This window comes from Luteolibacter sp. AS25 (genome assembly GCF_046736275.1).
In the GTDB taxonomy this organism is placed as follows: domain Bacteria; phylum Verrucomicrobiota; class Verrucomicrobiia; order Verrucomicrobiales; family Akkermansiaceae; genus Luteolibacter.
In genome coordinates this window covers 3,031,275-3,057,783 of the sequence record NZ_CP151837.1, presented here as the reverse complement: position 1 = coordinate 3,057,783, position 26,509 = coordinate 3,031,275, and the positions used below count along the sequence as shown (strand labels likewise).

Below are 26,509 nucleotides of genomic sequence, written 5' to 3'. Positions count from 1 at the left end.
TGCAGGCGGGAACATGAAATTTGACGAATAGGGGAAGTCTATTCAGTGTGACGGAACGATGAAGGGGAATCAGTTATTTGTCATAGCACTCAGTGGCCTCGGGCTCATGGGTTTTTCCCAGCTGTTGATTGCCGGGATGGCATTGGCTGTGAGGTTGGAGGAGAGTAATCAGGTAAGGATTGTGGAGCGTGAAGTGGAGAAAATAGTGCCGATCACCATCAAAGTGCCAGCTCCACCGGAGCCCGCGAAGCATGTGCCGCCGGTATTACCGCCGGTGCCGGAGCCTGATAAGGTGGAATTGCCGCAGATAGCTGATCCACTTTCTGAGCGACTTTTCAAGGAAGGGAGGAAGGCGCGAATTGCAGGGGATATGGGGCTGGCGATCGTGAAGCTGGAGGAGGCTATGGAGGAGTCTCCGGAAGATCCGACGGTATTGTTCGAACTCGGGATGGTTCATGAAATGATGGGTGTTTTCGGCGAGGCATCGCGGTATTATGAGCAGGTTTTCCAGTTGGGAGTGGGGGGTGCCGGCGGGCTGTATGAAGCCGCGGCGACAAAGCTCAGGGATGGGTTCGAAATGCCGACGGATATGCTTGGCAAAGTGGCGCTGGGACGGGTGAGGATTTTCAAGGACAACGAAGCCGAAGGCGGGCAGCGTGTGATCTTGACGGTGCCGGTGGAGAAGGCTCCGGGAGAAGATGTTGATTCCCAGGAAATCGAAGTGGAGGTGATGTTTTTCAATAAGACCAACAAGGGGAAAATCATCCAGCTGGAGGATCAATCCTGGGCGATTCCGCAATGGGCTTCACTTCCATTTGACTGGGCGGGAGGTGAGGAGAGTCTGCGGATGACCTACCAGATTCCACAGCGCGATGCACAGACGGCGCACCTTTTCGGGGAGCTGGAATATTACGGGCAGGTTGTGACCCTTACCTACAAGGGGGAGGTGCTTGACGTCCAGGCCTGGCCGCGGGATCTGGCCGCCCGGATTGGCCAGGCAGCGCCGGAAATTCCACAGGGGAATGATTTTCCTGAGTTTCTCGATCAGGATATTCTACCTCCTAATTTCGACCCTGATATTCCTCTGCTGAATCCTCTTCTGCCGGAGTGAAATAATCGCCCGTAAACCCAAGTATGACAGATGTGATTGATGATAACCGGTTCGGTGACTACCGGGCAAAGGAGTTGCTTGGAGAAGGCACGACCACACGTACGTGGGCGGCGGAGCAGGTTTCCGTAGGAAGGATGGTTCTGCTGGAGGAGCTGAAGGAAAGTGCAGCAGGCGAGCGTGCTTACTTTCTGGCGGATGTGCGCGCGAAGGCAGCGGTGGAGCATCCTTTGGTTGGCTCGATCTACGAGGCATTCACGGAAGGTGAGCTGTGCTTCTATACAGAGGAACTGTTACCCGGAAAGACTCTCGAAAAACGTCTGGAGGAGGGCGAGACCTTTGATCCTCCGAATTTCGTCCACATTCTCAGATGCATCGCTGAGGCGAACGAGTATCACGAGGCCCATGGGACGGGGACTTCCTCGTTTGATTCCGGTTCTGTGTTCGTGGACGATCAGGGAGTGGTGCGGATCAAGAATCTCGCTGTTGCCGGCGGCCGAATCCCGGATCACTCGCTCAGGGATATTCTGAAATTGGGAAGTGAGCTGGAGCCTATGCTAAAGCTGAACCGTCCCGGTGGGACCCGCTGCCTTACTTTGCTCTCATGGATGCGTGGAGAGGGTGTTCCCAAGCCTCTGGAGTGGAATGAAATCAGGGATTACTGTGAGCAGATCGAGCAACAGCTTACCGAGCCATCGGGAATGGAGGCGCCTCCTACGGCGGCCATCCGGCCAATGAAGGGAAAGAGAAACAATATTCTCTTCGCGGGAGGAGCGGTTCTGTTTCTAGCGCTACTGGCTTTTTTCCTGACTTCCAAAGGAAAGAAGGAGCAAGTGGCGGGAGTGAGGGAAGCCAGCTGGGTGGCAGTGGAAGGTGGGCTGTTCATTTCCGAAGGTGGTTTACGCTTCAGGACTGGACCGTTTGAAATTTCCTCAACGGAGGTCACGATAGGTGAGTATGCTCAATTCCTGGAGGCGCTCGAGATTGTCGAGGAGGAGAACCGGACTATTTACGATCACGGAGAGCAGCCTACGGTCAAGGCTGGCCACAAGCCGGATGACTGGAAAATGCTGTATGAAACAGCGCAGAAAAAGGGTATTTGGGGTGAGCATGAGGTAACCATCGACTCTCCTGTGGTCGGGGTGGACTGGTGGGATGCATACGCGTATGCGAAATGGAAAAAAGGTTTTCTTCCCAACCTCGAACAGTGGATGGCCGCGTTGCTGGCCAAGACCAAAGCTCCATCGAAGATTCCGGTCAGCGATTGGCTGCCGGTTTCCGAAAATGACCTGGACCGGACAACGGACGGGCTGTTGGGTCTTGCCGGATCTGTAGCCGAGTGGACCAGCGAGCCACGCCCAAATCCTTCAAATCCTCTGGGTGAGTCCCTGTGGGTAATAGCTGGCGGGTCTTATCTTCAGCCTGCCGAAGGCGCGAATACCAGGGGATGGGTAAATGACCGTTCAATGCGCCGCCCCGATCTGGGATTCAGGATATGCCGGGAGGCTGAGTAAAATGCCTCCTGAGGAGCGTCTACTGATCGTTCCCTGATATCTGCCTTTCGTTTTGACTCCAACGGCGGCAGGTAGCATTCTCCGGCGACGTTATGACAGCCACCAAACGGGTTCTTTTTATATGCACGGGAAATACATGCCGCAGTCCTATGGCTGAGGCGCTATTTCGGAAAGCCGTGGAGGGACGGAATGATTATTCCGTAAGATCCGCCGGTGTGGCGGCTTCCAAGAATTGCTCATGCAGCCGCGAGACGGCTGAAATTGTAGAGAAGCGCAATGCATCCATTGAGGGCTTTAAGAGCAGCCCTGTGGCGGAAACTCTTCTGGAGGAAGCCACCCATGTATTCACCATGACCCGCGGTCATATGGCGGTTTTGGAGGATCTTTTTCCTGAGTTTTCAGACAAATACTACCTGGCCTGCGAGTTCGTGGACATTCCGGGCCAAGGGCTTGGCGCTGATGTACCTGATCCGATCGGAATGGGGCGGGGTGCCTACGAGGATGTGGCAAAGGTGCTGGAAATGGCGATCCCGGCGATTGTTTCGTATATCGATCAAACAACGCCGAGAGAGCCTTAAATGATCACGGCTAGATCATGCCGAGTTTCATTTTTCCCTCTTCAGTGATCATGTCCTGGTTCCAGGCGGGATCCCATACCAGTTCGACGTTGGCCTCATCGATTTCATCGATGGTCATGATTTTCGCCTGGGCATCTGCTGCGATGACAGGGCCCATGCCACAGCCTGGCGCGGTGAGGGTCATCTTGACCTGAACTACTTTCTTGTCACCGGATTGCTCGATGATGCAGTCGTAGACAAGACCGAGGTTGACGATGTCGACCGGGATTTCCGGATCGTAAACGCCTTTGAGCTGGCTCCAAACCTGTTCTTCGAGTGGGGCATCCTTAAGGCGCACTGCGTCCGCCTGCTTTTTCTTTTCCTCCTCAGGATCCACGCCCAGAGCGTCCGCGTCTTGTGAAGAGATACGTGCCAGACCCTGTGAGGTGGCGACCGTATAAGTGCCACCGAGGCGCTGTGTAATGAAAACTGCGGTGCCGGCCGGGATGGTCAATGCATCACCGCTGGGAATTTGAACGGCATCCACTTCGCGGGTTAGTTTGATTTCGTCGTGCATGGGAGGACTAAACGACAGGTTTGGCAGGGCGGCAAGACGCATTCAGCTAGTTTTACGTGATCATTTTTGAAAAAAAGTGACATGAGGTAGGGCCCTAACTAAGATCCTCCAGACAGTATGTGGCAATTTATTCAGGATCATTGGCGGGACGGGTTCGAAATATTGGTTCTGGCGTTCTGTATCTATCAGCTTTATCGGGCTTTCCGTGCGACCCGTGGGGCCCAGATCCTGATCGGGTTGGGCCTGATTCTGGTAGGTTTGGCGCTGGTTACGCAAATTTTCCAGTTTGAGGTAATCGGGTGGCTGATTACCCGTTCAGCTGCGGTTATTGCGTTCGCATTGCTGGTTATCTTCCAGCCGGAGCTCAGGAATGGTCTGGCGCGGGTTGGTAGCAGTCAGTTTTTCTCTTTCTCCAGTAAGCGTAGGCTGGCTCTAGTTGAGCGCTTGGCGGATTCGGTGGTGGTTCTCTCGAGAAAACGAATTGGGGCGTTATTCGCCATCCAGCGGGATATTACACTGAAGGAGCAGCTGGAGACCGGGGTTATCCTGGATGCTGAGTTTACGCCGGAACTGGCGATGAGCGTATTCTTCCCTAAATCGCCTCTTCATGACGGTGGTATGATTATCGCGGATGATCGGGTGGCGGGAGCTGCGTGCGTATTTCCTGTGACGGAAAAGGAAATGCGGGATCGCTCGACCGGATTGAGGCATCGAGCGGCGATTGGCTTGACCGAGCGCACGGATGCGATCGCTGTTGTGGTTAGCGAGGAGACGGGTAGCATCTCGATCTGCGAGAACGGCGAGCTCCAAAGAAATCTGACCGAAGTACAATTTAGGGAGAAAATTTCCGAGATTTTCTTCTCCAGCCCATCTGCAAATGAAACTGAGAATATCGAAGAACTGGATAGCGAAACTGATGTGCCTGCTGCTAGCGGGCGGAATATGGTTTCTGATAAAAACCCATCTGAGGATATCAGCCGGTGACAGGGACGGGGATGCCGATGGTGTGCCGCCACGGGCAATTCCGGTGCTTGAGCAGTAGCATCTAATTGAGTCCGAGCGATTTGCGGACAGTGGGGTCCTTCAAGGCCTCGGTCAGGAGCGGGTGGCGTAGGAGTGCGCTGAATCTTCCTTCGTTCGCCAAGGCTGTAAGTTCCGGATCATCGACAATGATTGCACGGGGATAAGGCTTCCCGGTTTCGGGGTCGATGATTGGCTCCAGGGGGGTGTTCAGTTCTGAGGCGATAAGTTTCGCTAGCTGAAGCCGGGGCTGCGTGGTCAGTGGATCTAATTTATCCATCCAGGATTCCGGGATGGCCACAGAGATGGAATTTTTGATTCTTTCCGCGAGTTTCTCTTGGGAGCTATTGCTGGGTTCCGTTGAATTTTTCAATTCTGCCACGGCGCTCGCATGGTGGAGAAAGGTGGCTGCAGTAATGCAGATAAATGCGGCTGGTATGAGTGTGAAAATTAGACGGAGAAGCAGGGGAGTAGATCTCTCGGAGCCATTATCCTCGGAATTGGTCTCAAGGGGGCTGCGGAATAGAGATTTCAGTAGCTTCCTGAGGAGAATGAGAGTGAAAAGAGCTGCCGCGATAGGGAGACCTATTTCAATGACTTGCGACGGTTTGCCGATCCATTCCAGTGACAGCGAGGGTGCTTGCTGCCAGATGCGAAAGCCGACCCATGCGCTGACGAGCAAAAATGCGGTATTGATAAACGTCCGGGCCACGCCGCGCAGCAGCATATATCCGGCGCAGAATCCGAAAATTACCAATGCGGCAGTGCCGAGAGAGATTTCCGGAATCACGTCCATGGATTAAGCGCGCGGCTGGATTGCCCTCTGCCTGAGAAGATGATCTGTCAGCACGAGGGTCGCCATTGCTTCAACGATGGGGACCGCGCGGGGTAGAACGCAGGCATCGTGGCGACCTTTTCCCTGCAGGAGGGTCGGTTCACCATACTCTGTGACGGTTTCCTGTGTGGAGATAATGGTTGCCGTTGGCTTGAAGGCGACCCTGAAGAAGATGTCTTCACCATTGGTGATCCCGCCCTGAATGCCTCCAGAGTGGTTGGTGGTTGTGCGGATTTTTCCATCACGCATGACAAATGGATCGTTGTGCTCCTTCCCTGTGAGTAGTGTGCCGGTGAAGCCGGATCCGATCTCGAAGCCTTTTGTGGCCGGGATGGAAAGCATGGCTGCCGCGAGAGCCGCCTCCAGTTTATCGAAGATGGGCTCGCCGAGGCCCGCAGGGCAGTTGCGGATGACGCATTCGATTATTCCGCCGACGGAGTTTCCTTCGGAGCGGATACGTTTGATATGGTCGATCATCATCTGTGCCGCTTCCGGGTCTCCGGTCCGGACGATGTTCGATTCGATTTGTTCGGAAGTGACCGTGGTGGGGTCTACGTTCGCATGAATGTGTTGAACTGTGCTCACCCATGCTAGGATTTCGATGCCGGGAGCAATGGTATCCAAAACTTGTTTGCCAACCGCCGCAGCTGCAACGCGCCCGATTGTTTCGCGGGCGGATGCGCGGCCACCTCCGGATGGAGCGCGGATGCCGTACTTGGCATCGTAGGTGTAGTCCGCATGTGAGGGGCGGTACTTCGCCGCCATATCGGTATAGGCGGATGGGCGTTGGTCTTCGTTCTTTACGGAAATACAGATTGGTGTGCCTAGGGTCCTGCCTTCGTGCACTCCGGAGAGGACCTCAGCTGTATCGGCTTCCTTGCGAGGGGTTACAATCTCAGATTGACCCGGGCGACGGCGGTCGAGTTGTTTCTGTATCTGCTCCAGGGAGACTGGAATTTTGGGAGGGCAGCCATCAATGATGACGCCTACTCCTCCGCCGTGGGATTCGCCGTAGGTGTGGATGCGGAAGATATGGCCGAATGTGGATGACATAGAATTTAGATTACTGTCTCTGGAGACTTTGTCGAATAAGCGGGGCTAATCGATATGTTTCGCAAGTTTATGCGGAAGTAGAAAGCGGAGATTGGCGCGGGGTGAGGGCGGATTGATTTCGATGCAGGCTAGGGAGCCTTTCTTCACCTCGACATAGCCATTAGATGCGCCGAGGGTGTATTGGATAAGCTGGGAAAAATCGGGCTCGTGCCCGACGATCATAACCCGTTTGAAATCGGAGAAGGCAGAGAGCTCTTTCAGGGCGGTTTCAGGTGACATTCCGCAGCTCAGCCAGTCCTGTGAGACCGGGCCGGGAAGGTGTGAAAATGATGTAAAGGCTTCAGCGGTTTGCTTCGCCCGTACTACGGGGCTGGTGAGAACGATATCCGGTAAAAATTCGGAGGCGACGAGCATGCGGGCAACGTGCTGCGCCTGAAAAAGCCCCTTCTCAAGAAGTGTGCGGCTAAAGTCAGACCGGCCGACAAGGCCGTGGTCTTCCGCTTTCCCGTGCCGGAGAAGGAGCAGTTCCATTTATTTTCGGAGTTAAGGTATTCGCCTACATCGTCATGCCGCCGTCCACTGCCAGCACTTGCCCGGTGATGTAGCGCGCGGATGGGCTAGCCAGGAATGTGACAGCATCGGCGATGTCCTTCGTGGTGCCAAAGGACGCGAGAGGGATTTTCCCGATAACCGCTTCCTTAACTGCATCAGAAAGTTCATCTGTCATGTCTGTGGTGACGAAGCCTGGTGCGATGGCATTACAGGTGACCGCGCGTCCGGCGAGTTCACGGGCGATGGCCTTCGTGAAGCCGATAAGGCCTGCCTTGCTTGCGGAATAATTGCTCTGACCTGCGTTTCCGATTATGCCGATAACGGAGGCGATGTTGATGATGCGCGCGTCTTCGCTTTTCATAAGGGGACGCATGAATGCTTTCACTGTGTTGAATGCACCCTTGAGGTTTGTATCGAGTACTGTGTCCCAGTCGTCTTCCTTCATTCTCATGAGAAGGCCGTCCCTGGTGACGCCTGCATTGTTGACCAGGATATTTGGAGCGCCGACTTCTTCGGTGATGCGTTTGGCGATTTCCTGTACTGCTCCGTGGTCAGCAATGTCCACAGGATAGGCTGTGCAGGATCCAGGGTAGGATTTATTGATGTCTTCCGCTGCGCTACCGCAGCTGGATTCACTGCGGCTGATAAGAGCTACTTTTGCGCCTTGGGCGGCGAAGCTGCGCGCGATTTCCTGGCCGATGCCTCTGCCAGCTCCGGTGACGACTACGATCTTGTCCTGAAATGTCATGAAATGTTTCTAAGTGAGGTGACGGTTTTATCCGTTCGATGTGGGATGGTTGCTAATTCTTTGGAGGTGGTCGAGGATTTCTCCGAAAGTTTTCCTGAAATTTCCTGTGGATTCGGCAACAAAGAAAAAGGGCGGCTGCCGAAGCAACCGCCCTTAAAGTAATAATTCGTATAAACTACAAATTAGAAGCTAACAGCAAGGATAGTGCCCGCGATGAGCTCGTCCTTGGAGCTGTTGTAAGCAGCTTCGTCAGTAAGTTGACGTGAGTATTGAACGTATGGAGCAAGTGTTGCGTTCTCGCTGAATGCCCAGTCAAGGGAAGTTCTGAATTGAACGTGGGAGAATTCACCTTGTTCAGCAAGGAAGCCGAAAGTGAGACCGTTGTTCAAAGTGAGGCAGCTGTTAAGCTCATATCCATAGCCAGCGTATGCTTCCATGTAGCCGTCGTTTTCGATGCCGGAACCAGCAACATCCCAGAAGTATGTGAGGGATGTTTCAAAGCCGTAAAGCTCTTTGGAAACGGAGAAGTAAACTTCTTGTGCGTCTGCACCTAGGCGGCCGAGGTTGTAGTAGTAGATGTAACCTACAGCACCTGTGAGGTAGCCGAAGTCATATGCTGCTTCTGTGTAAAGATCGACTTCGCTGTCGATTTGGTTGCCGGTGCCTGTGTCGCCAAAGAAAGCTGCCCATACACCTGCGCTCGTTGTGAGTGCGCCAGTGTTGTAAGCTGCGTCGATGCCGACTTCAGTGAGATCGTCGCCAAGATCGAGACCACGGAAGATATACTCTGTGGAGTAACCTGTGTGGAGTTCGAATTCGACTTCAGCCGAGGCGTTGCCAGCCGCGAGGGCGGAGGCAGCGGCCAAGGCGCCAATTGTTTTGCAGTAGTTTTGCATAGTGTTGTTGTTGTTTCGGTTGCTGGTACGTCCCTGACTGATCCGTTAGTCACAGAAAAGGATGTTTGGCGGCTAAGTTCAGCGTTTTCTGGTGAGCACTGTCCAAAGTCGTCCGATTACTTAACGTATCCAAACTGTTTGTCCAGAGCCAAAATGATTACGCGAGCTCATCCGCACAGCGGAGATGTAGAAAGATGGCTCATACCGTTCAAGACATTTTTTCTGAAGTTTTCGACATAATAACGTATATTATACGTGGAATCCGGGTCTATGGGCTGGGCGCTATAAAGCTTGGCACGCCGTTTGCTTTTCCGCTCTTCACTGCTCCCGGAGGGATATTTTTCCGGGGCTTTAAGTTGAAACATCCGACTAACCCCGAACAATATGACCAGACGACATCCAATGACATTGCGAGCTCTTGCTCTTGCGGCAGTAGCTTGCTTCGCAGTTCCACTCGCTCCAATGACCACATTTGGTCAGGAGGAGGCCCCAACCGAAGAAGTAGTAGTAGTAGCCGACGAAGTTGCCGACGAGGCACCTGAAGAAGGTTCCTATGAAGCTTTCATGGCTGGTCCGGACGCCGCCATGTTCACAGTAAATAACCTGTGGATTCTCATCTCAGCAGCTCTTGTGTTCATCATGCACCTAGGCTTCTCCACTGTTGAGTCTGGTCTTTGCCAAAAGAAAAATACTGTAAACATCCTCTTCAAGAATGTGTTCATCGTGTGTATCGGTGCTCTTGGGTATATGTTCTACGGATTCAATGGGATGTATCCCGGCGATTTCAACGGATTTTTTGCCATTGGTTCTCCAATCGCCAATTCCTTCAGTGGTGCTGATATTGCAGCCAATATGACAGGTGAATACGCTGACTACACTTACTGGGCGGACTTCATCTTCCAGGCAATGTTTGCTGCTACTGCTGCAACGATCGTATCTGGTGCAGTTGCTGAGCGTGTGAAACTTGGATCTTTCATGATCTATGCTGCGATCCTCGTAACATTCCTCTACCCAATCACCGGTTCATGGGAGTGGGGCGGCGGCTGGCTCAATAGCTTCGGTGGTGAAGCTGCCGATACAACTGGCCAATTCATTGACTTCGCTGGTTCATCCCTCGTCCACGCATTCGGTGGCTTCGCAGCCCTCGCTGCTGTGATCGTTCTCGGCCCACGCCGCGGCAAATACTCCAAGGATGGTGTAAAGCCGATCCTTCCACACAGCCTTCCGCTTGCGGCAATTGGTGTGTTCCTTCTCTTCCTCGGTTGGTTCGGTTTCAACGGTGGATCCGTTCTGAGTGCTGATCCACAGGGTGTTTCCCGAGTGTTCGTAACTACAGCAATGGCTGGCTTCAGCGGCGGAATCGCAGCTATCGCAATGTCATGGATCACTCTCAAGAAGCCTGACCTTTCAATGGGTCTCAACGGTATGCTCGCTGGTTTGGTGGGTATCACAGCCGGTGCCGGTGCAATCACACCTTACGGTGCTGTTATCGTAGGCGCTGTTGCAGGTGGACTTGTAGTTCTCTCCGTTCTCTTCTTCGATAAACTCAAAATCGACGATCCTGTAGGTGCTGTCTCCGTTCACGGTGTATGCGGTATCTGGGGAACGCTCGCAGTAGGGATTTTCGGTAAAGAGGAACTTGCTGGTGAGCCTATCTCATTCATGGCTCAGTTGATCGGAACTCTTTCAATCTCCGCTTTCGCCTTCATCACCTCGTTTGCTCTCTTCATGCTTCTGAAAGTAGTCATGGGTGTGCGTGTTGATGCTCAGGAAGAAGAAGAAGGTCTCGATGTTGCCGAGCACGGTGCTCCGGCTTACACAGACTAAATTCTAAGAAATCAAATTTCACTAAACGGGCGAGCTGGTAACAGTTCGCCCGTTTTCGTTTGCCGTAGATGTGTGATCAGCTACCTATGTGCACTATGAGACGTCAGATGGTTCGGTTAATTCTTGCGATGGTGCTCGTGGCGGTGACGTTGGGAGCGGCCATGGTGTTGTCTGCTGACTATTCCCGTAGTCCTGATCCGAAGACCGGGTTCAAGATTGTCTCGGCCAAGGTCAGGCAGGACGAGTCCTTTTTCTGGGTGGAACTATACACTGAAAAAGTCGGTGAACTTGAGCATGACTTAAGGAAGCCCGTGCGTCTTGTGACGGCTGACGGCAAAGAGCACCGGGCTGCCGATACGACATTTGCCGGAACGCCCGCAGATGGCTTTACCGAGATCTGGTATAAATTCTGGCTTGAGAAGGAAGACCTGGAGCAGGCGCTTTCCCTGAAAATAAACGATGGAGTGCTTGTTGTGAAGGCTGGCAGTGGGCTACCGGATCTTGATAAGCATGGTGAGGCGGTATTTAAATCGGAAAACTGGTCCAAATCATGGCTTGGCTTCTGATTGATAACTCAAACAGCCGGACCAAGCTGAGGTTGGGCGACGAGAGGGGACTTCTCGATTGGAAGGAGGTCTTGATCACCGGAGAGATCACTCACGGGTCAATGGAGCAACTAGTCAGCGGACTGGATTTTTCAGGAGTGGTAATAGCTTCGGTAGTGCCGGAAAAGGGTAGGGTCATTGTGGACTCTTTCAATAAGCGCTTTCCAGTCCATGAACTCACTTATCGAAGCCCGCTAGGCTATGGTTTCGACTTGGAAAAGCCCGAGCAAATAGGAAATGACAGGCTTTCGAATGTTCTAGCGATGAAGGCACTTTATGGAGCTCCAGGAATTGCGGTCGATTTTGGGACAGCAGTTACCTTCAGTTTGCTTTCAAATGGTGGAAATTTCTGCGGAGGGGTCATTGCTCCGGGTATGGAAGCGATGACTGGTTACATGAATTGTAAAACCGCACAGTTGCCCAAAATCGAAGCCGGGATGCTTGATTCGGTAATTGGCAAGACGACTGTGGATGCGATGAAGTCTGGTGCGGTAGTGGGGCAACGGGGGATGGTCCGGGAGATTTTACGTGAGCTGATTGCCGAAATTGGAGGTGAGGTGAAGGTGGTGGCGACCGGCGGGGGCGCGGAGTTTACCGGAGCTGGGATGGAGGAGATCGATGTGATTGATCCTGATCTGACGATCGAAGGTCTACGACTTCTCGCTGCGAGGGTTTTTGAATAGGAATTTCAAGCATATGCGGGTAGAAGCTGGCCGCGATGAGCGAGAATACACTGGCGATAGGAATCGATTTTGGAGGCACCAGTGTAAAAGCAGGTGTGGTGCGTGGTGCGGAGATTATTGATCTCGCTCCACCAATAGCGACCCAGGATTTCGAGGGGCCCGATCAGCTGATACAGGTGATGGCGCGAGCGGTTGAAGATTTGCGCTCCCGGCATGAAGGAATCGCGGCGATCGGCATAGGCCTTCCGGGGTTTGTGGATTTCAAAAGGGGAGTGGTCACGAATCTTACCAACGTCCGGGGTTGGATTGAAATCCCGCTGAAAGAAATATTCCAATCTATCACGGGGCTGCCTGTAACCCTGGATAACGATGCGAACTGTATGGCCTTCGCGGAATACAAATTGGGAGCGGCGAAGTCCTACGAGCACGTAATCTGCGTGGCGCTCGGGACCGGTGTGGGCGGAGGGGTCATCGCTGATGGTAAAATGATCCGTGGGGCGAAATTCGGCGCAGGCGAAATTGGCCAAACATCGATCGACTACCAGGGTAGGCGGGGGCATTACGGGAATCTTGGGGCGTTGGAAGACTACATCGGGAATCAAGAGATTTCACGGGATGCTCTACGGACATACAAAGCGGCGGGAGTTTTCAAGGATCTGGAGGATTGTACTCCCGCTGCGCTCGCTATAGCTGCGAAACACGGGGACACCATAGCAATAGAGCACTGGAATCTGGTGGGGCGCATGCTTGCGACTGCGATGATGAATGCCTGCTGGTTACTGAATCCGGAGGCGCTGGTGATAGGTGGTGGTGTGGCGCGGGCGGGGAATCTGTTGTTCGATCCGTTCCGAGAGCATCTGCTTTCCCAGCTTTCAGGGCCATTTCGGGATGAATTGGCGATCCTTCCTGCGGCCTTCGGTCATGAAGCGGGGACAATAGGTGCTGCCGCACTCGCATTGGACGAAGCTGGTTTTGTTAATCTTACCTGATTCCGGAAATGGTGAGTGGCGGCATCTCCAGGGTGTCTCCTGTGAATTTCCCCAAGAGATTTTGGTAAAGTGGACTCTCCGGGCTGAGCAAGGTGATCTCCTTTTTTCCGAGCATTACTTCAAGTCCCCCCGCTGCAGGAGCTAGGAAAAAATAGGCGGCTTTCCGTTGCCCTTTGCGTTTGGTTTCCACCAAGGCGCCGGCATCTATCTCATCGTCGTTATCAAAGGCTCTGGGCTTGATGTTGTCAAAGGCTTGCAGGTTTGCTGCGAGCTCCCTTACTTGGCGGGCTTGGCCGGTTGCAAGGTAGGATTCTTCAAGACTGCGGGTGTCGTATTTACTCTCTGCTTTTGAGCCCGGGTCCGTTGCTGCTGCGTGGGCGGCACTTGCTGCCCTCGCGAGCCGGTCGAGCTGGCCTCTGAGTTCTGAACGGATGATTTCCAAAAGATCGGCTTTCATATTTACGAATGGAAAATATCGAGAGTTTGCCCGCCGTTGCAACACATTGCGGTAAGAGGAGGCTTGACCGTGGGTAGGGGGCTATGCAATTTGTCCGCCCCGTCGGTGCCTCGGTGGCACGCGCACGGCAATAAACTGATTAAGAAATCGATTAAGGTATGGCTGCGAAGATTTATACAAACAAGGACGCGAATCTTACTTCGCTCAAAGATAAGACCCTCGCCGTGATCGGCTTTGGCTCGCAGGGCCACGCCCACGCGCTGAACTTGAAGGACAGCGGTCTTAAGGTCATCATCGGCCTCTACAAAACATCAAAATCCCGTGAAGTTGCTGAAAAGCTCGGTTTTGAAGTCATGGACACAGCTGAAGCGGTGAAGGCTGCGGACGTTATCTTCGTCGCGACTCCGGATACTGTTATTCCTGCTGTTTACAACGAGGACATCGCTCCTCACCTCACCAAGGACAAAACACTTCTTTTCTCCCACGGTTTCGCGGTTCACTTCAAAACCATCGAAGTTCCTGATGATATCGACGTGATCCTCGTCGCACCGAAAGGCCCTGGTCACACTGTGCGTTCGCAGTTCGTTGACGGCAAAGGTGTTCCGGGTCTCATCGCGATTCACCAGGATGTATCCGGCAATGCGCAGGAAACAGCTCTTGCATGGGCACGTGGAGTAGGCTGCACACGTGCAGGTGTGTTCGAAACTAATTTCCGCGAAGAAACTGTTACCGATCTCTTCGGTGAGCAGGTAGTTCTCTGTGGTGGTGCTTCCGCACTCGTGAAAGCAGGCTTCGAAGTTCTTGTTGAAGCTGGATACCAGCCGGAAATGGCGTATTTCGAGTGCCTTCACGAGCTTAAGCTCATTGTTGACCTCATGAATGAGTCCGGCATCGCTGGAATGCGTTTCTCCATCTCCGAAACTGCCGAATACGGTGACGTTACCGTTGGTCCGAAAATCATCGATGCTTCCGTTAAGCAGCGCATGGTTGATCAACTCAAGGCGATCGAAGACGGCAAATTCGCCGAGGAGTGGACCAAGGAATACGAAGGTGGTAACAAAAACTTCAATGCGATCCGCAAAGCTGAAGCTGCCCATCCGATCGAAGAAGTTGGCGAAAAGCTCCGCTCAACCATGAGCTGGATCAAACAAGTCAAAATGAAGGAAGGCGCTAGCCAGGCTAGCTACGTATCCTCATCTAAGTAATCTAAATTACTTTTCCAGAAGGCCCGTTCTCCGAGAGGTGAACGGGCCTTTTTTCGTTGTTTTATAAAAAGAATCTTGCTGAGATCTTGCAAAATCTGACAATGCTCCCAAGTTCAGCGACACATAGATAATCACATGACCCAAAAACTCGTTTCTCGTAAAGGCTTCACAGCCGCCGCCACAGTTGTTGCCACACTTTTGGCTACCCCCCAGATTTTCGCGCAAGATGCAGCAAAGGAGGCTACTCTTTTAAATCGTTGGGTGCTTGATGGTGGTCCGACCATGCTCTTTATCGGTGCGGCTGTGGTCGCATTCATTGCGCTGGCTGTTTACAACTTCATGAACCTCTCCAAGGCGAAGTATTGCCCGTCCGATCTGCAGGCAGCGCTCATGGAGCACATGACCGCATGCCGTGTGCGTTCAGCCATCGAACTTGCCGCTTCCCATCCATCTTATCTCGGTCGTCTCGTAGCATACGCTTTCCCGAATATTGATGCGACACAGCCGGAGACACTCGGCCGTGATCAAGTGGAAGACGCAATTGCTGATTTCACCAATAACGAATCCCGCAAGAATATGCAGTGGATCAACTACATCTCCCTCATCGCCCAAGCTTCACCGATGCTTGGTCTTACGGGTACCGTTATCGGTATGGTCAACGCCTTCGCTACTCTCCGTACAGCAGGAGCCGCTGACCCATCCCAACTTGCGGGTGATATCTCCGTGGCTCTTCTTACTACGCTCTGGGGCCTGATCAACGCGATTCCATGTATCGTGGTCTTCTTCGTTCTTAAGAATAAGTATAACGCACTTGTTGCGGAGTCCGTTCATACTGCCGAAGAGCTTCTGAATGCGGCTGTTGCAACAGTAAATGCAGACACACTCTACGCGAAAATTCCTGAAGGAATCGCCGAGTAAGTTTTCCCGGCTGTTGGAAGCTCTTTGATAAAAGGTGCTTCCTGGCTCGTTTACTTCGATAAAAATCCCAAAAACTTTCTATCTCCAATGGCATCTTCCAAACTCCGGCAAGCAAGCACCGCTGCTGAAGATGAAGCTAAGGTCGATATGTCGCCAATGATCGACATGGTCTTCCTGCTTCTGATCTTCTTCATCGTGAACGCAACTGCAATCATCGTGCAAACTGACCCGGAGGTTGCGCCGCCAATCGCTTCGAATTCGAAGGCCCAGGAAGATGGTAGGGGTAGAATTGTCATCAACGTGCGCTCCGACGCGCATGGCGGTGATGAGGCAAGGTATACAGCCGAGGACTTCAACACCATTCTAGCTGATGAATCGGATATCTTCGACTTGGTAAAAGCCGAGAAAGAAAAAATCGATGCCCTTGGGATCACTCCCAAGCTCCACCTTCGGGGGGACCAGGATGCAGTCTTCAAGCATTCTCGCGCCGCTATTCGCGCAGCTGCAGCCGCGGGTGTGGATCAGGTTGTCTTCGCAGTCTACCAGACCAGCAAAGGTCTTCCTTCCAGATAATTTCACCCAGCGAAAAAACTCAGTATGTCCCGTCACAAAAAACTCAACAGCGAGCCGGAACCGGATCCGGATTTGGATATCTCATCACTCATTGATGTTTGCTTCCTGCTACTGATCTATTTCCTTGTAACATCCACCATCAAGCCACGTGAAACCGATCTTGGAATGGCTCTGCCCAGCAGCAGTCCCTCCACTGATAGTGTGCAGCCGAAAATCGAACCGATGTTCATTCGTGTCGATGCCTCGGGGGCGATTTTTGCCAATACCGGAACTTCCCAGCAGCCACTTGATACGGATATTTCTGTCCGGGATGTTCCACTTCTTTCCAGTCAGCTTGAGCTGTACTCTGCTGCTGCCCTGAGCGCTGGCAATGATCCTCTCGTCCAGATCTTTGTCGATGAGGGCGCAAATCAACAGCGCGTGATCGATGTATTGAATGCGCTCGCAGGTGTTGGGATCACATCGGTGACGTTCACCGATCTTATTGAGTGAACAGCGGCTCAACGAACCGTTGTCACCAACCCTCAGCCGTCGGACGTTTCTCACTTGCGGAATCGTCATGGCGGCTTTTACTTATCTCTAATCATCTTCTCCCCCAACGAACCCTTAAGTTCCTTCATTTTTTGACATGAAAAAATTTGCTCTTGTATCCATCTCCCTTCTGGCGACGGCACTATCTTCCTTCTCCCAGGAGGAGCTAGGCCTAGGTGATCTCGTCAATAACGGCCTCAAGGCCATGAACGAAGGTAACTGGGAGGAGGCGCTGGCGCTCAATGGAGAGGCGACCACTAGGTTTGGAGAAAATCCTGAAGCTGCGATGACTATCCATGGTCCTCAATTCGGAGTGATCTGGTTCCGCAAAGGTGTCACCGAACTGAAATTGAAGAAGTTTGAGGAAGCGAAGAAATCCTTCGAGGCTTGCTACAAGGACTTCCCTAACAAACCTAACGCGAATAGCAAAAACCCGTTCAATAAAATAGCTCTCCTAAAATGGGGAGAGGCCTCGATGGGTCTAGGTCAGTATAAGGAAGCAATCGATCTCTGGAAAAAGTTTCTGGAGGAGCGGGCGAAGAGTGACTCTTATCCCCAAGGTCCATTCCACGTGAATATGGCCATCTGCTATTTCAAGCTTGGCGATATCCAGCAAGGGGTTGAGCACCTTGAGATCGCGATCAAAAACAAAACCCAATTCCAGACCCCTGATGCGGCGATCATTTCTGGTTTCCAGTCTCTTGTGGAAGCCGCGATTATCGCCAAAAACGAGCAAGTTATCACTGATTTCATTTCCAAAAGCCGTGGTGAACTCATCGGGCCTCCGTTTGAAATGCAGCGTTTCTCCAAGGTCCTGATGAAGCTCGCAGCCGATGCGATCAAGGCCGAGATGAAGGTTACTGCTCTCTCCCTGTATCAACTGGTTCCCTCGACTCAAGTGGTAATAGATGATCTCCGCACTGAAATTTCGGGAATGGGTGGATTGAACAGCATCAATGCGGGAGGCGCACGTCTGAATAAGGCAGCTCTAGAGGCTGAGCTTAAAAGGGCGGAAGAGGAGTTCCGCACTGGAAAAGCAAATGAGACAGTCTCACTTGCAGCGACCGCTTATCTTCTTGAGACAATGGGCAACCCGTATGGGGCTTACGCCGCATATCTCCAGCTCGAAAACTATTATCCGAATGCCGAGCGCCGTGAGGATAACCTCTATCACTTGTTCCGAACAGCAGCAGTCATCGGTAAAAGCGAAGAAAGCCTGAAATACGGGCAGATTATTCGCAACGTATTCCCTGATACAAAATACCTTCAGGACGTCCAAAAACTTCTCCTTTCGCAGCTCTTCTTTGATGGGGAATACGACAAAGCGATAGAAATGTCATCGGAGGTGCTTGAATCCGGTATGGTGAAACAGGGAACGGACGACCATGACTTTGCCTCTTTTGTCTTGGCCGGATCTTATTTCTACACCGGTCAGTATGATGCAGCCGCGCCGCTTCTGGAGGAGCACATCAAGGAATACCCTGAAAGTAAGTTCACAATGCAGGCCCAGTATTTCCAAGCCTCCAATACTTCGCGTCTCCAGTACTGGACACGGGCCGCCAGCCAGTTGGATGCTTTCCTAAAAAAATACGAGGATGCGCCGGACAAGACCTACATCCCATTGGCGCTGTTTGATCGTGCCAATGCACACTATTCCGAAGACCAACCTGACGGAGCCCTCGAGAAGACAGATCGTTTGATCTCGGAGTTCCCTGAATCCGTATTGATTGATCAGGCATACGTCCTGAGGGGAAATGTTTTTGAAAGTGAAGGCGACCTGGAAGCCGCAGAAGGTTCATATAACAAGGCGCTGGAGCTTGCCAAAGGACAGGGGCATAACGCTACTGCGGGAGAGGCTCTTTATTACCTGATATCACTTCTAAGTCAGGAAGAGCCGGGCGACGAAACTAGCGAAGAGCATAAGAAGGCGGCAGGCTACTCTGATGATTACTGGAAAAACTTTGCGGACAGTTCTCCATACCGGGCGCAAATTGCTGTAGCTCAGGTAAATGCACTGAACGGAGTGGGGCGCTCCGAGGATGCTCTGAAGTATCTTCAAGAGGTTATATCGATTCTGGCAAAACAACCGCAGGCTGCAGGCTTGGAGGAAGCTATCAATAGCTACACCTTGGCATATCTTGAGTCGCACTCTCCGGAGGAACTGAAGGATCACTACTATTCTTTCCCTGGAATTAACTCCCGGGATAAGGCTGCACGTGCACTTCTCAGGATCGCAATTATCGGGGTTTTCGAAGGGGTCGCTGCGGATGCGGAAGCTGCTGATCGCAAGCGTTCTGCAAGAGCAATGATTCAAGTCCTTTTCCAGAACTTGAAGACAGACTTCGAGTTGAAGGATCTTTCCAACTACATCCTCGTGAAACTTGGGGATTACCTTCGGACAACCACTTCCGCACCTCGCGAAGCGATTCCATACTATAACGAAGTATTGGGACGCCAGAATCAGTCCTACCGCTTTGGCGCGTTACTTGGACGTGCTGATGTATTCGGGCTTTCCGATTCCGCTGCCGATCTGGATATGGCGATCAAAGACTTCGAACGCATCTTCAATGATTCGCAGGACAGCAAAGAGCGCGAATTTGCACTCTACCGCATCATCCAAATTCTCATGAAGAAAGGCGACTTCGAGAAGGCTGCAGCACGTGCGAACCAGTATCTCGACCGGGATCCTGAGAAGTCGCTTGGTTTCAGTGCGCACACCGCCGAAGTTGGTCTGATTCTCGCGGATTCATTCAGAGAGCGGAAAATGGTCGACGACGCTATCCAAATGTATGTGAAGGTCTGGGGTGCGAACATGGGCTACATCAAAGTTTCTGCCCCGGCCATGAAGAGCTGGATGGAACTCTCCTTCGAAAGAAATCGGAAGTCGACCGATCCCAAAATCGTTTCCGACCGACAAGGTGCATACAATGGCGGATGGCGTTATCTGGATCTGACCCGGACCTCCAAGGAAAAGTTTACACCGGAAGAGGTTACACTCTGGCAGGAAGTTGAAAAACTTGTCGAAAAATACGTTGCTGATCCGAATGTGAAATCCATGAAACAGATCCAAGCTGAGAAAGAAGCTAACAAGTAATCTTGCCGATCATTTCTAAATTTCTCTGATGAAAATTCCAAAACCAAACGTTATGAAAAAATTTCTCCTCCCAATGCTTTTGCCGGTTTTGACGATCTCTGCAATCGCGCAAGGTGATTTCCAGGCGCCAGCGGTTCTTTCCACCAAAGAGGGAAGAACGATCAATGCATATATCCTGGCGACGACCAAAACGGATATCCGATACAAAACCTCTTCGGTATCCACTGATTTCACCGATGCAAAATTGCGTGATTTCCAAACAGTTTTTGTTCTTCCTCCTTCCGAATATCAGGAAGCGATGGACTTGTATGAGGCCGGAAAGTTCGAAGTCGCCGAAGCGAAGTTCAAAGCTCTCGTGGAGACATTCAAACCGATCGCAAACCTCGATAATAATTATTCCACGCTCTCCGCCTATTACGCAATGGAGTGCATGAGAAAGCGGGGTGATTTCGAGGCTCTTTCGGCTGCTCTGAACGATTTCCAAAAAGGCCCTATCACCCGTGACCATCAGCTGCGTCAGCTCGATCTTTACGTAATGTGGGATGCTGTGCGTACCGAAAGCTGGGATCGACTACTGAAACTGGCTGAGCAGCGTGACGACGAAAAACTTCCAGGATATCAGAGGGCGCAGGTTGCCTATTGCAAGGCCTTGGCTTTGGAAAAAGCAGAGCGTTCTGACGATGCAATCCTTGAGTATAACATCGCCATGACCGCGGATTCCGCTGGTTCCACCCAAATCGCTCAGAAATCGGCGATTGCTGTTCTTCAAATTTACCTCGCGATGCCGGAAGTACAAGTTGCGATGAAGGAGTGGGGAACAGAGGCCGAAAATAAGAAATCGGCAGGATCCGGCACCCTTCAGGAAGCGGTTTCGCTCGCTGAGCTCTATGAGAGCTTTATCAAAAAGGACACTCCACTTCCCGAGAACCTCAAAAAGTTTCTCGATTATAAGGCTTCGTAGCGACTGCGTTTGCATTGGTTTCGGAAAGCTGACAGCTTCCTCCCGAAGATGTTCCGTTTCCTTCTCCCAATCATAACCTGTGCTTTTCTGATTTCCTGTCAGAAGGAGTCACAGGTAGACCGCGCTACGGATGAGGGAATTCTCATATTGGGGAATTCCAGCGATCCCAAAAGTTTCGATCCCCAGGTTGTTTCCGGGGTTTTGGAAAGTAATATCAACCGTGCGCTCTTCGAGGGTTTAATAAAGATTGATCCCACTGTGGATCTCGCCACTCCGGGCGGCGCTGCTGTGTCGGTGGAGCCTGACGAAACCGCTACTATTTGGACGGTTAAACTCAAGGAAGATGCGAAATGGTCCGACGGGGAATCCGTAACGTCCGAGGATTTCGCCTTTTCCTATGAGCGTATCCTGACGCCGGATTTAAACGCGAAATACGCGAGCATGCTGTATTTCATGAAAGGAGCGGAGGATTTCAATCTTGGGAAGACGAAGGACTTCTCCACTGTTGGTATTAAGATCATCGATCCGTTGACGTTTACGATTACCCTCAGGGGCCCGACTCCGTTTTTTAAAGAGATCCTCAAGCACTACACCTGGTATCCGGTGCCGAAACATTCGGTGCTGAAATATGGTAGCATGGCGCAGATTGGCAATGACTGGTCGAAGCCAGAGAATCTGATTAGCAACGGTCCTTTTCGAATCAAATCATTCAAACGGAACGCGCATATAGAGGTGGAGAGGAATCCACACTATTGGGGCGCGGAAGATGTATCCCTCAACGGGATTCGCTTTCTGCCCATTTCCAATGTTTTTACCGAGGCACGGATGTTTCGGGACGGGCAGCTTCATGTAACTTATACCGCTGCTCCCGAGGTTGTGGATCTGATGATGAAAAAGGATCCGGAGTCGGTTAGGCAGGAGCCTTATCTAGGAACGGTTCTCTACCGCTTCAATACGACACGCGAACCACTGAACGACGTCCGCGTGAGACGCGCACTCAGCATGGGACTAGATAGAGAGGCGATCTGCAACAATGTGTTCCGTGGATATGAGCCTGCCTACGGGTTTACGCCACCGATGGGTGAATATGACCCTCCCCATGGGGTGAAATTTGATCCCGTTGCCGGGAGGAAGCTTCTAGCGGAGGCTGGTTTCCCTGACGGTAAGGGATTTCCGCGTCTTAAGCTGCTAATCGCTTCGCGTGAAACTGCCGCAACGCTCGCGACAGCTGTCCAAGCGATGTGGCGGGAGCACTTGGGCATTGAGGTAGAGATAGAGAACAAGGAATGGACCGCCTACATCGTAGCTACTCAAAAGCTGGAATATGATATCGTGGCCGGTGGCTGGATCGGTGACTACCTTGATCCACTAACGTTCCTTGAAATGTGGACTCCGGGGAACGGCAATAACAACACCGGCTGGGATAGTCCTGAATTCGCGGAAAAGCTCAATGAATCCTTCAAGCTGACGGATGCGGCGGACCGTTTCAAGTTATTGAGGGAGGCGGAGGAGATTTTCCTCGAAGATTCACCTGTTATTCCCGTTGCCTGGTGGGGGAAAAACTATCTGATTCATCCGTCTGTAAAGGGTTGGGAGCCACTTCTGCTGGATTCCCATCCGTATACCGATGTCACTCTAGTCCCGCAGAAAGACAACTGACCTGATGCTGAAGCTTCTAATTTCCAGATTTTTACAGGGGCTGCTTACGCTCTTTGTATTGGTCACGCTTACATTTTTCCTGGTCCGGATGATGCCGGGAAGTCCCTATGTGGAGGAGAAGGCGATCCCTGAGCATGTGCTTGAGCGGATGAAGGCCTACACAGGTCTGGATCAGCCTTTGCCTGTCCAGTACGGGCGCTACCTGAAGAATCTGATTATCGAGCAGGATCTCGGAGATATGATCCGGAAGGACGGAGTGAAAGTTTCCGAAGTGATTGCTGATTCCTTCCCGGTTTCCCTTGTCCTTGGCTTTGCATCAATGGGCATTGCCCTGATGGTCGGGATACCGGCTGGAGTCATCGCCGCAGTGCGAAAAAACTCACCAACTGATTTTGCGTGCCTTGCATTCGCTATGATCGGCATTTGCTTGCCGAGTTTTGTGATTGGGCCATTGCTTGCCGTTTTCGCAGGTCTGCAGCTTCATTCACTGAATGTGGCGGGTTGGTCCTCAGCTACGGATTGGATACTTCCTTCGATCACGCTGGGTTTGATCAATGCGGCCTATCTTGCGCGCCTTTCCCGTGGCGGGATGCTGGATGTGCTCAGCCAGGACTATATCCGCACAGCGAAGGCAAAGGGAGTGCCGGCCAGTAGGATTATTATCCGCCACGCGCTGAAAGGTGGGCTGATTCCTGCGGTTGCTTTCATCGGTCCGGCATTTGCCGCGATGATTTCAGGATCCTTTGTTATCGAAACGATCTTCCAGATTCCCGGTATGGGGCAGCATTTTGTAAACGCCGCCACAGACCGTGAATTTTTCCTGATTCAGGGGCTGGTGCTATTTTACGGCTTTCTGATCGTCGGCGCAAATCTACTGGCAGACCTCGCCCAGATTGCTCTGAATCCGAGGCTGCGATAGTAAATAGAAGCAGTTCTAAACTCTTACCCGCTCGACGTTTGCACCGAGCATAAGGAGTTTTTCATCGATATGCTCATAGCCGCGGTCGATGTGGTAGAGACGGGAAATTTCCGTGGTTCCTTTTGCTTTCAGCGCGGCGAGTACCAGCGCAGCGGATGCGCGTAGATCGGATGCCATGACTGGAGCGGCGGAGAGTTCCTTTACACCGCGGACGATTGCCATGCCGTGGTCGGTTTTGATGTCCGCACCCATTCGCTTCAGCTCCGCGCAGTGCATGAAACGCTGAGGGAAGATGCTGTCCTTGATGACGCTGATACCTGGAGTAAGTGCCAGGAGAGCAGTCATCTGCGCCTGCATATCCGTCGGGTAGCCAGGGTATGGGGAGGTGTTGAGATCCACGCCGATAGGATTTTCTCCGCGTTGGATAAAGCAGGAATCTCCCGCTTCATTGAATTTCACAATGTGGCCGGATTTTACGATGGCTTGGGTAATTGCTGTGAGATGCTCTTGATTGACACGGTTGAGGGTCACTCCTTCGCCTACTAACGCAGCGGCAGCCATGAAAGTGCCGGCTTCGATACGGTCTGGAATTACGGTGTGTTCCACTCCATGGAGTTCTTTCACGCCTTCGATCACGATTCTTCTGGTGCCAGCACCGGTGATTTTTGCGCCTAGCGAGTTGAGGAAATTTGCGAGGTCGAGCACTTCCGGCTCAGCGGCAGCGGAGTTAATGATCGTGGTTCCCTCCGCAAGGGTGGCAGCCATCATGACGTTGTCGGTGCCAAGAACGGTCGGGCCGCTTTCTCCGCGGAGATCCATTTCCGCACCTTTGAGTCCGTTCGGGGCGGTGAGTGTAATGTTGCCACCCTCCATTTCGATTTTTGCACCAAGGGCCTTCATGCCCTTCAAGTGAAGATCTACTGGGCGGTCTCCGATCACGCAGCCACCCGGGAGGGAGACAACGGCTCTACCTTTTCTTGCCAAGAGCGGGCCCATTACGCAGATGGAGGCGCGCATGCGGCGCACCAACTCGTAGGGAGCCTCGTCCATGATATCCGCGCAGGTGATGCGGACGGTGCCTGACGAACGCTCAACATCAGCACCGAGGGCACTGAGGATCTGGATCATGTAGTTCGTATCGGAAACATCCGGCACCCTGCGGATAATGCAGTCCTCACCGGTTAGAATCGCAGCTGCGAGAATTGGAAGAGAGGCGTTTTTTGAACCGGAAATATTGATGGCACCTTTGAGTGTGGAGCCGCCGTGGACTACGAGTTTATCCATTGATTTTGAATTGGCTGGTTAGGGGTGTTTTGCGAAAGGAAAGCGAGCGATACCGGATAGATCTTTGAGGGTATCGATTTCTGCGAAGCCCGAAGATTCCAAAAGCCGGGCGACGTGTGAAGCCTGATCGTGACCTATTTCCATCGCAAGCAACCCGCCTGGATTCAGGAAACCAAAGGAAGCTGGGATAAATTGACGTAAAAGATCGAGTCCGTCTTCTCCCGAGAAGAGTGCGAGTGCCGGATCAAAGCCCAATTCCGGCTCCATTTCCTGCTGCTCGCCGGTTGGAACGTAGGGAAGATTTGCAGCGATAACATCGAAGCTGCCGGCAATATTTTCGAAGAGGTTACCCTGGATGATGCGAACATTTTCGATCTGTAGCTTTACTGCATTTTCGCGTGTGAGGGAGAGCGCGTCTTCGGATACATCCACCATGGTAACAGTCGATTCCGGCCTCTCGGCGGCAAGCGTGAGACCTAGTATTCCCGAGCCGCAGCCCATATCGAGGATCTCCAGAGGCTTTTGAGGGGCCTTCGCTAAGATCATTTCCACCAGTTCTTCGGTCTCTGGCCTAGGAATGAGACCGCGTCCATCGCAGATGAAATCTCTTCCGTAGAATGTTACGCTACCCAAAATGTGCTGCAGAGGCACTCGCTCGCTGCGCTTTTTCAATAGCTCGCGGAGCGGAGCTAGATCTGCCTCTTCGAGGGGTTTGTCGAACTGTGTGTAAAGCTGCATCCGTCCGCACCCCAGCTGAAATGCAAGCAGGTGCTCCATGTTCCTCCGTGCGTCTTCCACTCCCCGTTTTTCCAAATATTGGGCCCCGCCATTGATCGTTTCCAGAACGGTCTTCATTGTTGAAAAGGCTTATGAGCTATCCCCGCCCAATGAGCAAAGGTGGAATAATAATATTTCAGGAGAGCCGGAAATGTAGTCCAACTGCTGTTAGATCTGGCGATAGGAAAATAAGTTGCTTCTTCGAAAAATTAAAGATATAGACGGCTTATTTATCGATGGGCCTATCCGTCGATACACCCTTTAAGATCATGCAGCAACTCACTCCAGTCGGCCAAAACATCGTCAACGATATCTCCAGCCGTTATAATCTCAGCTTTGATTCCACCGTGAACATGCTCGCCGCCGTCAACCGCGGAGGTGGTTCCATGGCGCAATTCAGCTGCCCGGAGCTCGGAAGCGGTCAGTGGATGCGTGGTGGCATGACCATGGTTAGCGATATGTTTAACCACGGCCTCAAAAATACCGTGAACAATCTCTGTGGAGAGCTCTCGAGCGCTCTTGCGAACAACCAGATGTTCCCCCCTGCGAAAAGCGGCGGCTCCGGTAACAACTGGTGGCCTGGAAATCTTGGTAGCCCTTCCAGCAGCGGCTCCCAGAACAATATCCGCTATGCGTTTTTCCCGCAGGCACAGCGCCTGGTGGTCGAGCGAAATGGCGATGTCACCGTTTTCAATACTCTGAACCACAATATCAGTGGCGTCAGCCAGCAGCAGGGTGGCAACACTTCCCTGACCTTCAGCAGTCAGTTTGGCACCATTTCCACACTGAATCTCCCGCTTGTCGAAGGTCCGGGACTTCTTCCTGCCAATAAGCCGGACTCAAATAATTTCGCGGAGCCACAGAATTATGCTCCGGCTTCCAATCAGCAGCAACAATCCTCCTCGAACGGCCAGCAGAGCCAATCAAGTGGATTCCCAAGTTCTTCGAATCAATCCTTCAGCCAGCCGAGCCAGCAGTCTTCCCAGAAGTCCGGCTCGAACTCCTCGGATATCATGGAAATGCTCGGTAATCTCGGCAAACTCCGTGACTCCGGTATCCTCACTGATCAGGAGTTCAACAACAAGAAGGCGGATCTGCTGAACAGGCTCTAAACCGGCCGTTTTGCGAGCCGCGCTGTGCGCTGGATATCAAGCGTGGCGGTAATAT

The 26,509-nt window shown here is 52.3% G+C and carries 26 protein-coding genes; 17 read left to right on the top strand and 9 right to left on the bottom strand.

Features of this window, described 5'->3' with window-relative positions; genetic code table 11:
- The first annotated feature begins 58 nt into the window (after positions 1 to 58).
- From AAGA79_RS14085 to AAGA79_RS14075, 3 genes are all read left to right on the top strand, one after another.
- Positions 59 to 1,111 (top strand): tetratricopeptide repeat protein, encoded by a 1,053-nt coding sequence (locus AAGA79_RS14085; RefSeq protein WP_411826450.1) that lies wholly within the window; start codon positions 59 to 61, stop codon positions 1,109 to 1,111.
- A 23-nt stretch (positions 1,112 to 1,134) separates the two neighbouring features.
- Complete coding sequence (locus AAGA79_RS14080; RefSeq protein WP_411826449.1) at positions 1,135 to 2,622, top strand: SUMF1/EgtB/PvdO family nonheme iron enzyme; 1,488 nt, start codon at positions 1,135 to 1,137, stop codon at positions 2,620 to 2,622.
- A 92-nt stretch (positions 2,623 to 2,714) separates the two neighbouring features.
- Positions 2,715 to 3,200, top strand: coding sequence for a low molecular weight protein arginine phosphatase (locus AAGA79_RS14075; protein WP_411826448.1), 486 nt, complete (start codon positions 2,715 to 2,717; stop codon positions 3,198 to 3,200).
- Positions 3,201 to 3,210: 10 nt separating this feature from the next.
- On the opposite strand, the gene sufT is transcribed toward AAGA79_RS14075, so the two are convergent.
- Entirely contained in the window at positions 3,211 to 3,756 is a 546-nt protein-coding gene (sufT, locus tag AAGA79_RS14070) for a putative Fe-S cluster assembly protein SufT (RefSeq protein WP_411826447.1), read from the bottom strand.
- A 117-nt stretch (positions 3,757 to 3,873) separates the two neighbouring features.
- Here sufT and cdaA point away from each other — a divergent pair, with 117 nt between their 5' ends.
- Positions 3,874 to 4,740, top strand: a complete 867-nt coding sequence (gene cdaA / locus AAGA79_RS14065; RefSeq protein ID WP_411826446.1) for a diadenylate cyclase CdaA — start codon at positions 3,874 to 3,876, stop codon at positions 4,738 to 4,740.
- A 61-nt stretch (positions 4,741 to 4,801) separates the two neighbouring features.
- Here cdaA and AAGA79_RS14060 read toward each other — a convergent pair whose 3' ends face one another.
- The 5 genes from AAGA79_RS14060 to AAGA79_RS14040 form a co-directional block, all read right to left on the bottom strand.
- A complete protein-coding gene (locus AAGA79_RS14060) occupies positions 4,802 to 5,572 on the bottom strand; it encodes a hypothetical protein (RefSeq protein ID WP_411826445.1) in 771 nt (256 codons plus the stop codon).
- Positions 5,573 to 5,575: 3 nt separating this feature from the next.
- The gene (gene aroC / locus AAGA79_RS14055; protein ID WP_411826444.1) at positions 5,576 to 6,664 is read right to left on the bottom strand and encodes a chorismate synthase; all 1,089 of its coding nucleotides are present in this window, start codon (positions 6,662 to 6,664) and stop codon (positions 5,576 to 5,578) included.
- Between the two features lie 45 nt (positions 6,665 to 6,709).
- Entirely contained in the window at positions 6,710 to 7,195 is a 486-nt protein-coding gene (locus AAGA79_RS14050) for a SixA phosphatase family protein (protein ID WP_411826443.1), read from the bottom strand.
- 25 nt (positions 7,196 to 7,220) lie between these two features.
- Complete coding sequence (fabG, locus tag AAGA79_RS14045; RefSeq protein WP_411826442.1) at positions 7,221 to 7,964, bottom strand: 3-oxoacyl-[acyl-carrier-protein] reductase; 744 nt, start codon at positions 7,962 to 7,964, stop codon at positions 7,221 to 7,223.
- A 182-nt stretch (positions 7,965 to 8,146) separates the two neighbouring features.
- Positions 8,147 to 8,860 carry a hypothetical protein gene (locus AAGA79_RS14040; protein ID WP_411826441.1) on the bottom strand — a complete coding sequence of 238 codons (714 nt, stop codon included), beginning with the start codon at positions 8,858 to 8,860 and terminating at the stop codon, positions 8,147 to 8,149.
- 384 nt (positions 8,861 to 9,244) lie between these two features.
- Between AAGA79_RS14040 and AAGA79_RS14035 the strand changes: the two genes are divergently transcribed.
- From AAGA79_RS14035 to AAGA79_RS14020, 4 genes are all read left to right on the top strand, one after another.
- The gene (locus AAGA79_RS14035) at positions 9,245 to 10,687 is read left to right on the top strand and encodes an ammonium transporter (protein WP_411826440.1); all 1,443 of its coding nucleotides are present in this window, start codon (positions 9,245 to 9,247) and stop codon (positions 10,685 to 10,687) included.
- Positions 10,688 to 10,782: 95 nt separating this feature from the next.
- Positions 10,783 to 11,253 (top strand): hypothetical protein, encoded by a 471-nt coding sequence (locus AAGA79_RS14030; RefSeq protein ID WP_411826439.1) that lies wholly within the window; start codon positions 10,783 to 10,785, stop codon positions 11,251 to 11,253.
- Complete coding sequence (locus AAGA79_RS14025) at positions 11,238 to 11,975, top strand: type III pantothenate kinase (RefSeq protein WP_411826438.1); 738 nt, start codon at positions 11,238 to 11,240, stop codon at positions 11,973 to 11,975. Before AAGA79_RS14030 ends, AAGA79_RS14025 begins: the two co-directional genes overlap by 16 nt.
- A gap of 35 nt (positions 11,976 to 12,010) precedes the next feature.
- On the top strand, positions 12,011 to 12,964 hold the full coding sequence (locus AAGA79_RS14020) for an ROK family protein (RefSeq protein WP_411826437.1): 954 nt from the start codon (positions 12,011 to 12,013) through the stop codon (positions 12,962 to 12,964).
- Here the strand turns inward: AAGA79_RS14020 and AAGA79_RS14015 are convergent.
- On the bottom strand, positions 12,957 to 13,421 hold the full coding sequence (locus AAGA79_RS14015) for a transcription elongation factor GreAB (RefSeq protein WP_411826436.1): 465 nt from the start codon (positions 13,419 to 13,421) through the stop codon (positions 12,957 to 12,959). The two genes, AAGA79_RS14020 and AAGA79_RS14015, sit on opposite strands and share 8 nt — an antisense overlap.
- A gap of 158 nt (positions 13,422 to 13,579) precedes the next feature.
- On the opposite strand from AAGA79_RS14015, the gene ilvC reads away from it, so the two are divergent.
- The 8 genes from ilvC to AAGA79_RS13975 all read left to right on the top strand — a co-directional run bounded on the left by ilvC (position 13,580) and on the right by AAGA79_RS13975 (position 23,281).
- A complete protein-coding gene (gene ilvC / locus AAGA79_RS14010) occupies positions 13,580 to 14,626 on the top strand; it encodes a ketol-acid reductoisomerase (protein WP_411826435.1) in 1,047 nt (348 codons plus the stop codon).
- A gap of 135 nt (positions 14,627 to 14,761) precedes the next feature.
- Entirely contained in the window at positions 14,762 to 15,544 is a 783-nt protein-coding gene (locus AAGA79_RS14005; RefSeq protein ID WP_411826434.1) for a MotA/TolQ/ExbB proton channel family protein, read from the top strand.
- Between the two features lie 87 nt (positions 15,545 to 15,631).
- Complete coding sequence (locus AAGA79_RS14000; RefSeq protein ID WP_411826433.1) at positions 15,632 to 16,117, top strand: ExbD/TolR family protein; 486 nt, start codon at positions 15,632 to 15,634, stop codon at positions 16,115 to 16,117.
- Between the two features lie 24 nt (positions 16,118 to 16,141).
- On the top strand, positions 16,142 to 16,609 hold the full coding sequence (locus tag AAGA79_RS13995) for an ExbD/TolR family protein (protein WP_411826432.1): 468 nt from the start codon (positions 16,142 to 16,144) through the stop codon (positions 16,607 to 16,609).
- Between the two features lie 136 nt (positions 16,610 to 16,745).
- Complete coding sequence (locus AAGA79_RS13990) at positions 16,746 to 19,742, top strand: tetratricopeptide repeat protein (RefSeq protein ID WP_411826431.1); 2,997 nt, start codon at positions 16,746 to 16,748, stop codon at positions 19,740 to 19,742.
- A gap of 52 nt (positions 19,743 to 19,794) precedes the next feature.
- Positions 19,795 to 20,703, top strand: a complete 909-nt coding sequence (locus AAGA79_RS13985; protein ID WP_411826430.1) for a hypothetical protein — start codon at positions 19,795 to 19,797, stop codon at positions 20,701 to 20,703.
- 48 nt (positions 20,704 to 20,751) lie between these two features.
- A complete protein-coding gene (locus tag AAGA79_RS13980) occupies positions 20,752 to 22,362 on the top strand; it encodes a peptide ABC transporter substrate-binding protein (RefSeq protein WP_411826429.1) in 1,611 nt (536 codons plus the stop codon).
- A gap of 4 nt (positions 22,363 to 22,366) precedes the next feature.
- Positions 22,367 to 23,281 (top strand): ABC transporter permease, encoded by a 915-nt coding sequence (locus AAGA79_RS13975; protein ID WP_411826428.1) that lies wholly within the window; start codon positions 22,367 to 22,369, stop codon positions 23,279 to 23,281.
- Positions 23,282 to 23,296: 15 nt separating this feature from the next.
- On the opposite strand, the gene murA is transcribed toward AAGA79_RS13975, so the two are convergent.
- Both murA and prmC read right to left on the bottom strand, forming a co-directional pair.
- Positions 23,297 to 24,565 (bottom strand): UDP-N-acetylglucosamine 1-carboxyvinyltransferase, encoded by a 1,269-nt coding sequence (murA, locus tag AAGA79_RS13970; protein WP_411826427.1) that lies wholly within the window; start codon positions 24,563 to 24,565, stop codon positions 23,297 to 23,299.
- 18 nt (positions 24,566 to 24,583) lie between these two features.
- Positions 24,584 to 25,420 carry a peptide chain release factor N(5)-glutamine methyltransferase gene (prmC, locus tag AAGA79_RS13965; protein ID WP_411826426.1) on the bottom strand — a complete coding sequence of 279 codons (837 nt, stop codon included), beginning with the start codon at positions 25,418 to 25,420 and terminating at the stop codon, positions 24,584 to 24,586.
- Positions 25,421 to 25,611: 191 nt separating this feature from the next.
- Here prmC and AAGA79_RS13960 point away from each other — a divergent pair, with 191 nt between their 5' ends.
- Positions 25,612 to 26,454 carry an SHOCT domain-containing protein gene (locus tag AAGA79_RS13960; protein WP_411826425.1) on the top strand — a complete coding sequence of 281 codons (843 nt, stop codon included), beginning with the start codon at positions 25,612 to 25,614 and terminating at the stop codon, positions 26,452 to 26,454.
- Positions 26,455 to 26,509 lie beyond the last annotated feature (55 nt).

Coding starts and splice junctions, on each gene's coding strand:
- AAGA79_RS14085 (WP_411826450.1), top strand. CDS start 59: ATGAAGGGGAATCAGTTATTTGTCATAGCACTCAGTGGCCTCGGGCTC.
- AAGA79_RS14080 (WP_411826449.1), top strand. CDS start 1,135: ATGACAGATGTGATTGATGATAACCGGTTCGGTGACTACCGGGCAAAG.
- AAGA79_RS14075 (WP_411826448.1), top strand. CDS start 2,715: ATGACAGCCACCAAACGGGTTCTTTTTATATGCACGGGAAATACATGC.
- sufT (WP_411826447.1), bottom strand. CDS start 3,756: ATGCACGACGAAATCAAACTAACCCGCGAAGTGGATGCCGTTCAAATT.
- cdaA (WP_411826446.1), top strand. CDS start 3,874: ATGTGGCAATTTATTCAGGATCATTGGCGGGACGGGTTCGAAATATTG.
- AAGA79_RS14060 (WP_411826445.1), bottom strand. CDS start 5,572: ATGGACGTGATTCCGGAAATCTCTCTCGGCACTGCCGCATTGGTAATT.
- aroC (WP_411826444.1), bottom strand. CDS start 6,664: ATGTCATCCACATTCGGCCATATCTTCCGCATCCACACCTACGGCGAA.
- AAGA79_RS14050 (WP_411826443.1), bottom strand. CDS start 7,195: ATGGAACTGCTCCTTCTCCGGCACGGGAAAGCGGAAGACCACGGCCTT.
- fabG (WP_411826442.1), bottom strand. CDS start 7,964: ATGACATTTCAGGACAAGATCGTAGTCGTCACCGGAGCTGGCAGAGGC.
- AAGA79_RS14040 (WP_411826441.1), bottom strand. CDS start 8,860: ATGCAAAACTACTGCAAAACAATTGGCGCCTTGGCCGCTGCCTCCGCC.
- AAGA79_RS14035 (WP_411826440.1), top strand. CDS start 9,245: ATGACCAGACGACATCCAATGACATTGCGAGCTCTTGCTCTTGCGGCA.
- AAGA79_RS14030 (WP_411826439.1), top strand. CDS start 10,783: ATGAGACGTCAGATGGTTCGGTTAATTCTTGCGATGGTGCTCGTGGCG.
- AAGA79_RS14025 (WP_411826438.1), top strand. CDS start 11,238: ATGGCTTGGCTTCTGATTGATAACTCAAACAGCCGGACCAAGCTGAGG.
- AAGA79_RS14020 (WP_411826437.1), top strand. CDS start 12,011: ATGAGCGAGAATACACTGGCGATAGGAATCGATTTTGGAGGCACCAGT.
- AAGA79_RS14015 (WP_411826436.1), bottom strand. CDS start 13,421: ATGAAAGCCGATCTTTTGGAAATCATCCGTTCAGAACTCAGAGGCCAG.
- ilvC (WP_411826435.1), top strand. CDS start 13,580: ATGGCTGCGAAGATTTATACAAACAAGGACGCGAATCTTACTTCGCTC.
- AAGA79_RS14005 (WP_411826434.1), top strand. CDS start 14,762: ATGACCCAAAAACTCGTTTCTCGTAAAGGCTTCACAGCCGCCGCCACA.
- AAGA79_RS14000 (WP_411826433.1), top strand. CDS start 15,632: ATGGCATCTTCCAAACTCCGGCAAGCAAGCACCGCTGCTGAAGATGAA.
- AAGA79_RS13995 (WP_411826432.1), top strand. CDS start 16,142: ATGTCCCGTCACAAAAAACTCAACAGCGAGCCGGAACCGGATCCGGAT.
- AAGA79_RS13990 (WP_411826431.1), top strand. CDS start 16,746: ATGAAAAAATTTGCTCTTGTATCCATCTCCCTTCTGGCGACGGCACTA.
- AAGA79_RS13985 (WP_411826430.1), top strand. CDS start 19,795: ATGAAAAAATTTCTCCTCCCAATGCTTTTGCCGGTTTTGACGATCTCT.
- AAGA79_RS13980 (WP_411826429.1), top strand. CDS start 20,752: ATGTTCCGTTTCCTTCTCCCAATCATAACCTGTGCTTTTCTGATTTCC.
- AAGA79_RS13975 (WP_411826428.1), top strand. CDS start 22,367: ATGCTGAAGCTTCTAATTTCCAGATTTTTACAGGGGCTGCTTACGCTC.
- murA (WP_411826427.1), bottom strand. CDS start 24,565: ATGGATAAACTCGTAGTCCACGGCGGCTCCACACTCAAAGGTGCCATC.
- prmC (WP_411826426.1), bottom strand. CDS start 25,420: ATGAAGACCGTTCTGGAAACGATCAATGGCGGGGCCCAATATTTGGAA.
- AAGA79_RS13960 (WP_411826425.1), top strand. CDS start 25,612: ATGCAGCAACTCACTCCAGTCGGCCAAAACATCGTCAACGATATCTCC.